This window comes from Halomonas denitrificans, assembly GCF_003056305.1.
In the GTDB taxonomy this organism is placed as follows: Bacteria; Pseudomonadota; Gammaproteobacteria; order Pseudomonadales; family Halomonadaceae; genus Halomonas; species Halomonas denitrificans.
Genome location: NZ_PYVX01000003.1, coordinates 351,254 through 365,415, shown reverse-complemented (window position 1 = coordinate 365,415; position 14,162 = coordinate 351,254). Strand labels below are relative to the sequence as shown.

Annotated in this window: 7 protein-coding genes; 1 reads left to right on the top strand and 6 read right to left on the bottom strand. The window is 60.3% G+C overall.

Going from position 1 to position 14,162, the window contains the following annotated elements; genetic code table 11:
* Positions 1–171: 171 nt before the first annotated feature.
* Positions 172–1,698: a methyl-accepting chemotaxis protein gene (locus C9F13_RS11100; protein ID WP_108446323.1), complete on the top strand. Its 1,527-nt coding sequence runs from the start codon at positions 172–174 to the stop codon at positions 1,696–1,698.
* Here C9F13_RS11100 and C9F13_RS11095 read toward each other — a convergent pair.
* From C9F13_RS11095 to fliD, 6 genes are all read right to left on the bottom strand, one after another.
* Entirely contained in the window at positions 1,629–2,282 is a 654-nt protein-coding gene (locus tag C9F13_RS11095) for a transglycosylase SLT domain-containing protein (RefSeq protein WP_108446322.1), read from the bottom strand. The genes C9F13_RS11100 and C9F13_RS11095 overlap by 70 nt on opposite strands.
* A gap of 90 nt (positions 2,283–2,372) precedes the next feature.
* A complete protein-coding gene (locus tag C9F13_RS11090) occupies positions 2,373–4,334 on the bottom strand; it encodes a PhnD/SsuA/transferrin family substrate-binding protein (protein ID WP_211310947.1) in 1,962 nt (653 codons plus the stop codon).
* Positions 4,331–5,296 carry an ABC transporter substrate-binding protein gene (locus C9F13_RS11085; RefSeq protein WP_108446321.1) on the bottom strand — a complete coding sequence of 322 codons (966 nt, stop codon included), beginning with the start codon at positions 5,294–5,296 and terminating at the stop codon, positions 4,331–4,333. Before C9F13_RS11085 ends, C9F13_RS11090 begins: the two co-directional genes overlap by 4 nt.
* Before the next feature lie 1,191 nt (positions 5,297–6,487).
* Entirely contained in the window at positions 6,488–11,443 is a 4,956-nt protein-coding gene (locus C9F13_RS11080; protein ID WP_108446320.1) for an O-linked N-acetylglucosamine transferase family protein, read from the bottom strand.
* A gap of 213 nt (positions 11,444–11,656) precedes the next feature.
* Positions 11,657–12,475 (bottom strand): flagellin N-terminal helical domain-containing protein, encoded by an 819-nt coding sequence (locus C9F13_RS11075; RefSeq protein WP_108446319.1) that lies wholly within the window; start codon positions 12,473–12,475, stop codon positions 11,657–11,659.
* 334 nt (positions 12,476–12,809) lie between these two features.
* Complete coding sequence (gene fliD / locus C9F13_RS11070; RefSeq protein WP_108446318.1) at positions 12,810–14,162, bottom strand: flagellar filament capping protein FliD; 1,353 nt, start codon at positions 14,160–14,162, stop codon at positions 12,810–12,812.

The window sequence follows — 14,162 nt, the reverse complement described above, 5'->3', positions numbered from 1 at the left end:
GCCGCGGACACAACCGTTCGCGGCGAGGGCGAAGGACGAGCCGCCACTCTTGTACAAGACCTTTACGTTTAATTTGCTCATATAAAGTCTGCCGACAGTCGGCCGATAGAAGAAGGCGTCATGCCCAGTCCTCGACCATCGCCCCACGACCACGCCACAAGGAGTCCCGCCATGCCCTCGTCTCGGACCTCTCCCCCTACGCTCCAGGCCGGCGATGATCACCGCCAGCGCATCGACCAGCTGATGTGGCTGCTCGCCGGCCTGCACCTGGCCCTCTGCCTGGCCGTGGGCCTCTTCAACGGCACCCTGGCGCTGGCCCTGGCCTTCGGTGCCATCGCCTTCCCGCTGGTGGCGCTGCTGCAGTGGCGACTGCCGACGGGGGCCGGCGGCTTCCTGATGGCGGCGCTGTTCATGGGGCTCTCGGCGCTGCTCATCGAGCAGAGCGGCGGACGGATCGAGGCCCACTTCAGCATCTTCATCATGCTCTCGGCGCTGATCCCCTACAGCGAATGGCGCGTGATCGTGCTGGGCGCCGCGGTCATCGCCGTGCACCACGTGCTCTTCACCTGGCTCCAGTACCTCGGCGTGGTGCACCTCTATGCCGGCATGGCGCACCAGGACGCGACGGCCCTCGTCGTCTGCCTGCTGCAGCACGCCGGCGCCGTGGTGGCACAGGCCGTGGTGCTGGGCTACCTCGCTCGCATGCTCGATCGCCTGGTACAGGACGGCCTGCGCGTCGCCCGCTTCGCCGAACAGGCCGGCCAGGGGCGGCTGGACATCCTCTTCAGCGACGCCGAACGGCGCCGCGCGACCCTCTCCGCCGTCGCCACCATGCAGCAGCGAGTGGCCTCCACCCTGCTGACGGCCCAGGCCACCGGCCGCGAGGTACACACCCTGAGCGATGCGCTGTTCGCCGGCCAGGCCGACCTGCGGCGCCAGGCCGAGCGCAACGCCGCCCAGGTCGAACGCGTCTCGGCCAGCGCCACCGAGCTCAGCGCCACCACTCGCGAGAGTGCCGGCGAGGCCAGCCGGGTCCGCGAGCTGGCGGGCGAGGCCGCCGAACATGCGCGCGGCGGCCATCAGGAGGTGCTCGCCCTCGAGCACTCCATGCAGGAACTCTCCACCAACGCCGCCGGCATCGCGGCGCTGCTCGGCGACATCGACGAGATCACCTTCCAGACCAACCTGCTGGCGCTCAACGCCTCGGTGGAGGCCGCCCGCGCCGGCGAGCAGGGACGCGGCTTCGCGGTGGTGGCCGGCGAGGTGCGCCAGCTGGCCCAACGCACCAAGGAGACGGCCGAGCAGATCCGCTCACGCATCCAGCACAACGACGAGAGCGTGCAGGCGGGCGTCAGTCGCACCCGTGTCGCGGGCGAGGCCATGACCCGCGTGCTGGGCGCCTTCGACCAGGTCGCCGAACGGCTGCGCGAGATCGACGGCGCCAGCCAGCAGCAGCACCGGGGCATCGAGGAGCTGGAGAACAGCGTGCTCGAGATGCAGGGCTCCCTGCGACACTCCGCGAGCGCGCTGGACGAGGCCCACGCCACCGCCGAGAAACTGGGCGAGGCGGCCGGCGCACTGATGGACGCGGTGGGCTCGTTCCGCCTCGGCGCACCTGCGGCGGGCGATCAGCGGCAGAAGGGCCAGATCTCGAGCAGCCCATCGCAGCGGAACTCCGCCTCGCAGGCGGCCAGCTGACTGCGATAGCGGGCGGCGGTGCGCGCGACCTGGCCGGCCGCGCGCTGGACGGCGGGCTTGCCCCGCCAGGAACCGCGCCGATAGCCGCCCAGCCCCTCGTGGTAGGCGAGGTAGAGGTGGCGAGGGTTGTGCAGGGAGACGCCGGTCATGCGACGGGTGCGGGCGTTGTACCAGCCGATGAAGTCGGTGGCGTGCTTCATGTGGGTGCGTCGCGCGAACAGCCGCCCGGCGTCCGCCTCGTACTCGCCCCACACCGGGTCCTGGGCCTGGGCATAGCCGTAGGCCGACGAGGGCCGGGTCCAGGGGATGAAGCCGAGCAGTTTCGTGCGCGGCGGCTTCACGTGGCTGCGAAAGCTGGACTCCCGCTGGATGAAGGCCATCTGGGTGGCGATGGGCGTGCCCCACTTCTGCTCGGAGGCCCGGGCGTAGTCGTACCAATCCGGCTGCTCGCGGAAGATCTCGCAGACGTTCGACTGACGCTCGGGCGGCGCCGGCGCCAGCATGGCGCAGCCGGTGAGCGACAGCAGCAGCGCGAACGCCGCCAGGGGCCTCAGGCCCGTGATCCACAACGTCTTGCCTCTCATGATCCTGACCTGTCTCCCATGACGGTTCTGGCTTTCGGGGCGCGTGCGCGGTCGCGCCTATTCTTCAGCCCCTCGCTGCCCCGGCTCGGCCTATCGGCCCATGCGCCCGAGGCGTGAGGCGGCAGCAGGCATCGAGACGCTCTCTTGCGTCTTCCGATGCACACGGTAGCACTGCTTGCCGGCCTCCTTGGCCCGGTACATGGCCTGGTCGGCGTGGCGCAGCAGTTGGTCCTCATCGCCGCCGGCGGCCGCGTCGTAGTAGGCCACGCCCAGGCTCGCGGAGACCTGGAGCGGGCACCCGGCGATCTCCACGGGCGCCGCGGTGGCCGCCAGCAGCCGCTCCAGTACCCGCTCGCCCTCCTCGTCGCTCGCCAGGTCCTGCAGCACGGCCACGAACTCGTCGCCGCCCAGGCGAGCCAGGGTGTCGCTAGCGCGCAGCTCGCCCTGCATCCGCTCGGCCAGGGCCACCAGCAGGCGATCGCCCATGTGATGGCCGTGGGTGTCGTTGATCGCCTTGAAGCCGTCCAGGTCGATGAAGACCACGGCCAGGCGCTGGCCGCCGCGGTCGACCTGGGCCATGGCAACGCGCAGCCGGTCGGCGAGCAGGGTGCGATTGGGCAGGCCGGTGAGGGCGTCGTGCTGGGCGGCGTGGGTCAGGGCGCGCTGATGCTCCTTGAGGCGGGTGATATCGGAGAGCAGGCCGACATAGCGCTGTACCTCCTCCGCGCCGTCGGTGACGGCGCTAATGGTGAGCCGCTGGGGGTAGATCTCGCCGTTCTTGCGGCGATTCCAGACCTCGCCGTCCCAGTGACCGGTGCGCTGCAGCTGCTGCCAGAAGTCCGCGTAGAAGGCCTGGGGATGACGGCCGGCGCCGAGCAGGCTGGCGTTGCGCCCTACCGCCTCGTTGCGGGCATAGCCGGTGATCTGGCTAAAGGCGTCGTTGACCTCCAGGAGCTCGCCGTCGGGCGAGGTGATCATCACCCCCTCGTGGGAGTGGGTGAAGACGCCGGCGAGCAGGCTCAGGCGCGCCCGCTGCTGGCGGAGCTGCCGATTGCGCCGGGCGAGCATCAGCAGCAGCACCGCGACCAGGGCACCGGCGGCCGCGAGGCCGAGCAGGAAGCCGGCGTAGCGCTGCCAGATGTCATGCCAGGTGAAGTCGGGCACGGCCTCGAAGGGGGGCAGGCGCAGGCGACGCGCCAGGTTCTCCACGGGCAGGTAGTCCTGGGGCGGAGCGAAGCCGGCGATCATCGCCGCCCGGGCGGCAGGATGCTCGGGCTCGAGGGTGAACAGCGCCACGGCGATCCGCCGCACCGTCTCCGGCGCCACCTGGGGCATCACCACCAGCGGCCACTCGGGATAGAGTCGCGTGGAGACGGCGAAGGGAAAGCTCGCCAGCTGCTGGGCATGAATCACCTCCAGCTGGCCCGGGGCGAGTTCCCCCTCGGCGATCAGCCGCTCGAGGATGCCGGTGCGAATGAAGCCGACCTCCGCCTCGCCCGCCAGCACCGCCGCCACCACGGCATCATGACTGCCGGCGATCACCGGCGTGATGTCGCGTCGCGGATCGATGTCGGCATCCATGAGCTCCAGGGCGTGGGTCTGGTAGCCGCCCAGGAAGCGCCGTCCCGGCATGGCGATGCGCCGCCCCGCGAGATCGTCGAGCTCCTGGATCGCCGCGTTGCCCGCCGCCTTGATCATCGTGCCCCCCAGGCTGCTGACGGGCTGGCCGTGCTGGGCGTTGATGACGGTCGCCAGCGCCCCGGTGAGGCTGTTGCGGCTGCGGATCTCGAGGTAGTGGCTGGGGTTGGTCATCAACAGGTCGAGGCGACGATGGGAGATCGCCTCCTCGATCTCGTCCAGGCTCATCACCTCGAGCGCGACGCGGTGATCCGGCAGCCGCTCGCCGAGGTACTCGGCCAGCGGGCGATAGCGCGCCTCCATCACCGCCTCGGGCCGATAGGCGAAGACGCCCAGCCTGAGCGTCTCCTCCGCCAGGAGCGGGGCGGGCAGCAGCGTCAGCGCGACGAGCAGCAGGCGGCGACCGAGGTTCATGCGACCGCGCCGATATCGGGCAGGTAGCGCGGGGTCGAGAGCGCCTTCAGGTCGTCCGGCCGCGGCAGCTGCCCGTTGGCCACCATGACGTCGTTGAGCAGCCGCGCTGCCCTTGCCAGATCACCTTGCGGTCCGAAATAGTCCCGGTTGCCGCCAGGCCCCGGCAGCTCCAGCCCGGCATAGGAGGCGCGCACCTCATCGAAGCCGAGCCCGCGCCAGGCGCCGATGCGGCGCATGGCATCCTGGGGGCTGATCCGCAAGTGATCGAGCCCGCGAAAGTGGCCGGCCACCAGCGCGCTCACCGCCCCCCTGCGCCAGCGAAGGCGGTCCTGGCGCACCGCCAGCACGTCGAGGATGACGTCCGGGAACTGGCTGCTGTCATAGAGGCTCACCGCCCCCTCACGCAGCAGGCGGCTGGCGGTGGGCTCATAGGTGATGGCCGCCTCGATCTCCCCCGCCCGCCAGGCGTCCAGCTGCTCGTTGGGGGCCAGGTCGACCACCTGGAGATCATCGCGTCGCAGGCCGGCGGCGGCGAGGAACTGCGACAGCACCAGGTTGCCCACGGCCGTGCGCTCCACGGCGATGCGCCGGCAGGCGAGCCCCCTCGGGGACGCGATGCCCGGCCGGGCCAGCACCATGTCGGCGCCCACCGAGTCGTCGCAGACCGCGACCACCGTCAGTGGAATCCCTTCCGAGCGCGCCACGAGCACCTCGTCCAGGGTCAGGGCGGCCCCGTCGAGCTCACCACGGCACAGTCCGGCCAGGGAAGCCCCGGCATTGCCCCCCTCGCGGAGCACCACCTCGTCCGACAGCCAGCCGAAGGCCCGCGCCAGGTAGAGCGGTTCGTAGCCGGGCCAGGGATGGAGGCCGATGGTCAGCGGGCCACCGGGCGAACACCCCGCCAGGCACAGCGGGGCGGCCGCCAAGGCGGTCAGGATTTTCAGGAGGTCACGTCGATGCATGGGGTGTCATCCGCGGAGTTCCGTGGTGCCGAGCGGGACGGTCAAGGATATTCGCTGAACATGGCTCTCTATCCGACGAACACCTCTAAAGCACCGGCGTATATTACCCATACAGGCCCTTTGATTCGCATTCACCTCAATTAGATATAGCATCTAGAGAAGCGACGCTCACTGCTCGAGCATGCGCAGCGTGTGCGCGCTCTGGTCCCTGACGGCGCGAGCGAGAATGGTGTGACGCCGCTCGATATCCTCCAGCATTTTTTGGACGGCATGCCGGTTTCTTCGCTACGTGTAGGGTCCCGGATGATCAACATGCCGGGATATCACAGCTAGCAGAGGATAACTCCTGTAGCTCAGCTGATCATCCGGGACCCCGCACTATATTTACCAAGCGGTTAGGCGATCGTGGAAATTCGAAAGCTATGAAAAATCTCTAATCCTAGGTATTTATTCAAAAAAACTCATAACCAAACTTAAAAACTCACCTCCAAAATAGTCATTCATGACCTTCAACTGTCTTGAACTACAAACCCCACCTAGAGACAACCGATTTGACATCAATCCTTTTTTGCATTAGACAGCAAAGAAGGGGTCTTCACCCCCAAGTCGTTAATGCAAAATCCGTCAAAGTCTTCATGAAGGTTTTCATACCTCAAGAAAGCTGCCTTATGTCTCTCGCCGCCAGAATATATATCTATATTCTTAGCTATCAGCATCCCGCCACTCTCGACCTGCTTAGCAAGAAAACGCCTCATCTGAGCTATCTCAGCCAACACCTCACTTCCCAACTGACACCCTCTAAAACTTAGCTGCATATTCGCCAAAGAAAGGATCTTGCTGTATGGTGAACGCTCCACATAAATAACAGAAACATTTTTGCCAACCCCGCCACCCATACTTTAATCAACTTACCGGCAAGGCATGTAGTTATAAAAATGGGCATACGAACCCCCTGCAACAACACCTCTCTCAACTTTCTCTAAATACTTACTTTCCGCAGACTTATCGTAAGAAAAGTTGCGACCCCCTCTTCCTTTTTTAAGCCTTGCCTTTTCATCAAAGGGGGTGATCGGCGTGACGATATTTCCCTCAGAATACAACTCAGCAAGGGCCAACTCCACACTGCCCCTCCAGCCTTCCTAGCTTTTAAAAACTGTGTTTCCTTGAAAAAACCATATCATTTACTCACACTCAGACCAAAGACTTCCTGATAGATTCTATGCGGAGATATTCAGATAAAAACTCCGAATTACCATCAATCGCTTTCTTTACATCCTCTAGGGGGATGTTGCGTCGCTTTTCCTCGACACGCTCATTAGCATGTTCGATCTCGGAAATATCGACTCCTAAAAACTCTTCCACACTGTCTTTTTCACCATTCTCGATATCAAAAAAGATGAAAGATCCGTGCCGCCCCCTCAGCATGTCGAATGCCAAGCGGTTCCACCCAAGGCAATAAGCCACAGAGTTATAGAGCTCATCGTTCGTCGTCATTTCTGGAAGCAGGCTCTGCGCAAGGCGTATACTCGGCGAGTAGGACACCTCAGCCATAGCACCAAAGTCATAAAACGACTTTATGACCTTCAAGGGGTCTCTAAGCAAGTAGACAATCTTGGTTTCGACTGGGAGCTTGTCGATGAACGGTACGATCATCCAGGATGACTCCCCCTCAACGACCTCATCTATCGTCATGTTATCAACATGCTGGTGAAGCTCATGGACTGGCACATCAGACAGCTTCCAGTTAAAAATCTCTTCATGCCCTATCTTCATTCCAGAGGAAGACAGCATGCTCGCCATAGCCTTTGTCCCACTGCGACCACACCCAGTGACCACAACACCCAAGTCAGTTGCAGATTTTTTCCCGTCTCTGGAGACCGTCACCTTTCCACGTTTCTTCTCGAAGATATAAAAGTCAGCGAATGATGTTTCATTTTGATCGCTGCCTTCAGAAAACGGATATCTGTTGGGGATATGCTTGATCATTTTCCAATCATGAGCATAGGCGTCCACCCAATCCGTAAACCTTCTTTTACGCACGTGCTTGGACGATGTCAACTCTTCCTTATTGGCCGAATAAATCACACAATATCTAGTGGAGGAAGAAAACAGCCTCTCCATATAATCATGATAAATCTCATCGTCGACCAAGTGGTAAATCACGTCCAGAGAAAGCACCAACTCGGCAGTCTCGGGCAACGCAACGAAGTCATCTAGAACAAGAAACCTCTTACGGCTGTCGCTGACGTATTTTCTCTTGCAGATATCGACAGCTGTCGGTGAAACATCCACCCCTAGGTAATCAACAGGCTTGATCAATCCAATTTGATTACCATCACCGCAGCCAAACTCTATGACATTGTTGATCGAGTTTCTTGCGATAAAACCATTAATCACTTCAGCCTTGAAAGATGCCAATCTACCGTAAGATCCTGCGCCGGAAGTCCCCCCCATCCTGTAGCGCTGATCCCAATAGCGGGAAACAGAAAACTCTTGCGAGGATGTCTGTTTATGCACCCCCTCCCACAGCCCACCATATGCATTCAGCATCTTCCTTATTTTTTCATCATTTCCTCCGCCCTGCAGATTTGTTTTCCAAAGGGGTTCAGCACCTTGGCGAGGCCATTCTATTAAATTAAATTTGTAGCTCGACTTCTTCGCTTTAGCGCCATTAAGCGACATCATCCAATACAGCCAAACGTCATCCGCATCCGGACAGAGTTTCATGAAGGAACTGGACTTGATGACATCATCGTGGAAAACGCCTGGAGGATACAGCGCCCCGGCACCACAGGTGGGGAAAATCATTCCATCAACGACTTCATCGTTCCCCACCTGCCACTTCCAGTGACGATAGGAAACTGGTTCGCCCTTTCCATCAAGCTTTATTTTATGAGCTCGATGACTGACGACGGTTTTATAACTTCCATCCCAGCTAGCGACAAGCCCATCGAGCCAGCCCGGCTCGTAGTAGAGATCATCATCCGCCGTCACGATGAAGCTGTCAGTAAACTCTCTAAGCACCGGCACGATCTTCTTGTAAGAGCGTAGATCCTCACAGAACCTGATGCTTAAGCCATACAGCTCAAGTTCCCAGACCTCATCAGGCAGATCACCTTTTTCCTCTTCAGCGATCCATAGAATCAGAAGGTCAGGGCTGGATCTCTGCAACAATAAGCTGCGCAATGTCAGATGTAGGTTGTCAAAACGTGCCTTGTAAGATGTCAGAGATACCACCAAGTGGCCCGGCAAGCCATGACTGGCGATCATGACGGGCACCTGAATCTGGTCGAGGTGGCTCATGAGCTCTCTAACATTTCCAAACTCATACGCCCTTTTTCCAGGTTTTTTGGAAGAAGCATTTACCAAGCCTTCCTCCTCGAGATATGTCCTGGCGATGTCCTTTCCGACTTCAGCTAGCAGTGCATAGGCCATATCCTTGATCCCCAGAATGGCGTGCGACAGGTAGGCAAGCTTTTTACACTGACCGGCCGTCAGACCCTTCGCACGCTCTTGACTCGGCAAGAAAAGTATATCTGCGCTATGCAGCTCAGAGGCTTGTTGTTTCTCCTTAGCCACCTCGTCAGGAAAGCGGCTTTCATTATGTCCATTGATAAAACAGTGAAAGCGAAATCCATAACGTTTGAGAAGGGCATGGACTCGAGAGAAGTCAGGCTGATTCTCTAGGGTTGGCTGAAAGGCGACATGCACTTGAACAGCCAAGGTGTTCCGTAGCGCCTTAGCGGCATTCCTCAAGATGCTTACGCTATCGTGACGAGCATCCAGTGCTAGCAGGTCGATGTTGGGGAGCCCCTCGATACAGTCGAGAGCCACAGTGGGAATTGCGTGAGCTTCGAGTTCACCCTCATGTCCAAGCGGGCTCAGCGATGTAGGTTCAAGCCCTTCCCCAACATGCAGTGTCGCGGGCTGCCCATCGCCCAGTGCCGTATAGGGGAAGTGTTGAATCTCACCATACTGGGCGAGGTGATCCACCGACTCCAACTTGCCGGCAGGATCGAAGCTCAGCATAGCCACCTGACCACTGCCCAGCAGCTCACGGGCATCAGGCCTGGAGGCCAGAACAGCGCCATTATCCACGGAGAGGATGGGACTCTCGAGCTGCCAATCGAAGCCCTGATTAGAGGGCGCAAGGGTCAGCTTGGTAGGCGCCTCCTCATCGGCAAACTGAGCCGCACCGCTCTTGTTAAAGCTCAGAGCTTCAGGAGCCTTGCCTTCACAATGGCGCTGCCAGATGGCACGCAGTGCCGTGGTCAGATGCTTGGCGAAACGAGGTCCGTCGCAGACAGGCGAATCCAACAGTATGGTGCGAAGAGCAGCGCGGATATACGCCAGGTTTGGTAGGTCATCGGCCAGCTCCTTCGCTCGAGCACGGAAATCCTCCCAGCTATCGGTGACCAACTCGGACAGCCCCGCATTAACCAGGTGGGTAGCGCTATGTCGGCCGGCGAAGGTCGGGCCCGTCTTCGTGACCACCGGCACCCCCATCAACAGCGCTTCGCAGGTCGTCAAGCCCCCGGAGTAGGGCCAGGTATCCAATGCGATGTCGATACGCTGATAGGTCTCCATGAACTCCTGATGCTGGGCGGGCCCTTCCATAAGGAGTCGGTCCTCGTCGACACCAAGTTGGCTGAAGGCTGCAGCGATCTTGTTGCGGAATCTTTCACTCTCGAACTGGATCCCCCGCAGTAGCAGCTTGCTGCCGGTTACTTCCTTAAGCAGCTTCGCCCACTCTTTAAGCAGTGGAGCCGAAAGCTTGGCAGGGTTATTTAGACACCCGAAAGTGATATATCCATTGCCTAGAGCAGGCAGCCCGTTGCAGTCCGGAGTATAATCGGGCACCTGATAGCAGATATAATCGTCCGGCAGTCGGATCAACTTCTCCACGTAGCGCCCGTCTACATCTGCTGGCGTCTCGATGTGGTCGCTCAGCAGATAATCGACGCTATCTAGCCCAGTCGTATTAACGAGACAACCTACCCATTTAACAATAAGCGGAGCAGGCTCTCGAGTCAGAGTACGATAGCGGCTCCCATCCCCCGCACCGTTGAGATCGATCAGGATATCGATTTCATCATCGCGTATCTGCTGATCCAGCTGACTATCACTCAACCCCTCGATAGATTTCCAACGATGTGCCAACACCTGTATTTTTTGGGTCAGAGTATCGATGTACTGATTGGTACTATAGAACACCAATTCGAACTGATCGTAGGGTAGTCTCTGGAGTGCAGGAAGGATCATCTGCCCGACCGGATGCATTCTGAATCCGCCGGACAAGAGACCAATACGCAATCGCTTTCTGGAATCTATAGTCGTCGTGGCTCGACCTTGAGATGACCGTTCTGCGAAGTTATCGTCCCACTCGACAGCCATACGGAATAGCGAATCGGCATCGTATTCGGGATTATAATGCGACGACATCCAGAAATTAGAGTGCACCTTCCCATTTGAAGGATCGAGTTCTATTTCATTATGGTAATGTTTTTCAGCCTCATCATACTCCCCCTCTTTGGTGAAGAGAGAAGCAATATGATTATGAACTCCCACTCTACGAGGATTGACGTCTTGGAGCTTACTCAAGGTGGTCAGCGTTTCGTCATGCTTCTGTAGCTGATCTAGGATCCGAGACCGCCACAGCAAGGCCTCCTCATGGCGTGGGTCCAGTGCGATAGCTTGGTCATTGACCTCCAGGCCTCGACTATTTTGACCGAGCTGATGGTAGGCACGGCTTAGCCACGCCAGCGCCATGCCGTGCTCGGGCATTTCTTGCACCACCCCTTCCAAAACAGTAACGGCTAAAGAGGCCTTTCCCGCCAGTACCTGATATTGAGCGAGTTTTAATCGCTGCCCAGCACTGGGGTGCTCGAGCAGATCGACCGCCTTCTGCATCGCCTCGACCGCCTCCACCAACCTGTCCAGTCGCCCTAGGGCATTGGCATGCAGCTCGTGGACTTGGGGAGATGCCGGAGAACGCTGGACCAAAGCCTCAGCGATCTCCAGCGCACGCGGATAATCCTGCTGCGTGAAAGCGGACTCGAAGCCCCCCAAATCAGCATGCCTGCTCACATCATGCCGTTCATGCAGAACCTTGTGCTTTGAGGGGCGACTCGCCTGTGTCTTGGCCATGAGAGCATCACCTTGCCGGTCGATTTCGAAGGGTATGGGGGTATGCTGTCTACGGTAGCGCCTCTAGGACCACGGCACTCACGCGAATAACCCATAAGACTGGCCACTTTTCCGTTGTTGCCCTGCGCCTCAGTCTCTCCACAACGAAACGAGGCTGGCCCAAAGGGCCAGCCTCGTAACTCAACGGCTCTGCGCCGCGCTGCTGGGAAACGCTTAACCCAGCAGGGAGAGCACGCTCTGCGGCGTCTGGTTGGCCTGCGCCAACATAGAGGTACCGGCCTGCTGGAGGATGTTGGCCTTGGTCATGTTGGACACCTCCTTCGCATAGTCGGCGTCCTCGATGCGCGAGCGCGCCTCGGTCAGGTTGGTGCTATTGCTCTCGAGGTTCTGGACCACGGAGTCGAAGCGGTTGAGGGTAGCACCCAGTGTTGCGCGCTGGTCATCAATCTGCTGCAGCGCGGAGTCTACGGCGGTGATGGCGCTCTGTGCGTTCGTGAATGTGTCAACGGTCAGGGCGTTGACACTCAGGTTAGTAGCGGTCATCGCCACTGTACTAACATCGATCTGGTCAGCAGCGGTAGTATTGGCACCAATCTGCATGCTCAGGGTGGCAGAGTTGCTCAGCAGCTCAGTGCCGTTGAACTTGGTAGACTCGGCGATACGGGTAATTTCTGCAGTACGCTCGTCGATCTCCAACTGGATGGAGGAGCGGTCAGCCGCGGAGTTGGTGTCGTTGGCCGCCTGAACCGACAGTTCGCGGATACGCTGCAGGTTGTCGCTGATCTGGTCCAGGCCGCCTTCCATGGTCTGCACCAGGGAAATGCCGTCATTGGCGTTGCGGCTGGCTTGGCTCATCCCGGTGATCTGGGCGCTCATGCGGTTGGCAATGGCCTGACCGGCGGCGTCGTCGGCGGCGCTGTTGATGCGCATGCCGGAGGAGAGGCGTTCCTGTGCCTTGGCCAGCATGCTCTGTGATTCACGCAGGTTGTTCTGGCCGATCAGGGCGGTGATGTTGGTATTGATCACGGACATGGTGAGTACCTTCCTAGCAGTTGAGGGCTCCAGCGGCGGAGGCCCGCTTCGGGTCTTGGTTGACGGCCCGATGTTGGGCCCTGCCACAACGGCGCCGTTGGCCGTTACTCTCTATAACGGAACGTGGCGAGGAAACTTTAGGGACCGGCAAGCATTTTTTGGTTTTTCGCAGAGAGCTAGAGAATGGGGCGCTCCCGAACCAGCCAGAAGGCCTGGCCAAGGCGGCTGTTGCGCAATATGAATGGCTTCTGCAGGGCAGCAGAAGCCACTAAACGCATCGCCCCGGCCATCGTCACGATGGCCGGGGCGATGCGTGCTCATGGGGGCAGTGTCTTCATGACTTCTGCTGGTTGAGCGCACTCAGCTGCTGGGAGAGATAGGCACTGGTGGAGTTCATCTGCGCGATGAGGCCGTCAAGCTGGCTGAACTGACTCCGATAGCGCTCCAAGGTGCGATTGATGTGTTTCTCGGTTCGATCATAGCGATCCTCGATGCGATCGATCCGGCTCTCGCCGCTGTCGATGGCACGCTCGATCATGCCATCGGTGTCGAGCATGTTGTCGAGGCTGGACGCCAGACGCCCCGCGAAGCCGCCATCCTCGGTAGTACCGGCGAAGAAGCCCTGCAGCCCTTCGGGGTTGTCGGCGATCACCTGATCCAGCTTGTTCTCGTCGAGTTCCAGACGTCCGCTGTCATTCAGGGAGATACCCACCGACGACATGATCTCCAGGTCGCCGCTGCGGATCGGGTTGGTCAGGTCGCGGTTGAGCCGCGACTCGATGGTACGCACCGTGCGATCGCCCACCAGCTCGCCGGCGGTTTCCACATCGCCGGTAGCCTTTGTCATGCGGCCGACAGTCGACTTCATCTCGTTGTAGGCCGAAACGAAATCCTGCACCGCTTCCTTGAGCGACTCGGTATCGGGAGACACCGCCAGGCTGAAGGTCTCGCCGGAGGCTGCGGGCTCCAGCTGCAGCGTCACGCCCTCGATGGCACCTTCCACGGTATTGCTGGCGCTGGTGATGGCGATGCCGTTGATGTCCAGCTCGGCATCACGCCCTGCCTGGAGGGTCGCGGCATCCTCGGCCAGGGAAGCATTGGCGAAAGACATGCTTTCAATACCGGCATCGGCACCACTCTCTTGCGAGCTGAGCACCAGCCGAGAGCTGGTACCATCGTTGATGATGGAAGCATCGACTCCGGCAGTATCATCCGCGTTGATGGCATCGCGGATATCTTCAAGGGAATCCCCTTCCGCTAGACTGATAGGGCCGCTGGTGCTGCCATCGCCGAAAGTGAGCGTCAGGCTATCTCCCCCGGCTCCAACCAGGGCGGCGGTGGGATCACTCACACCCGTGCTGGCCAGGCTGCCGGTGCGGGCGGTCTGGTTCACGGTGATCTCGTAGCTCCCGGGGCTCGCCTGATCGCTGACGGTAGCGGTCATGCCCTCACCCAACACGTTGGCGGTCAGGTTGCTGAAGGTGGATGCGTCGTTGAGCGTATCCACCGCCGCCTGGAACTTCTCCAGACCGGACTGCAGGCGACCGAAGGCCGAGATCCTGGCCTCCTCTTCCGCCTTCTGCTCGACGATCGGAGCGAGCCGCTGCCGCTCTGCCGAACGCAGCTGATCGAGCAAACTGCCGAGATCGAGCCCCGATCCGACGCCAAGCGCTGAAATGCTTGCCAT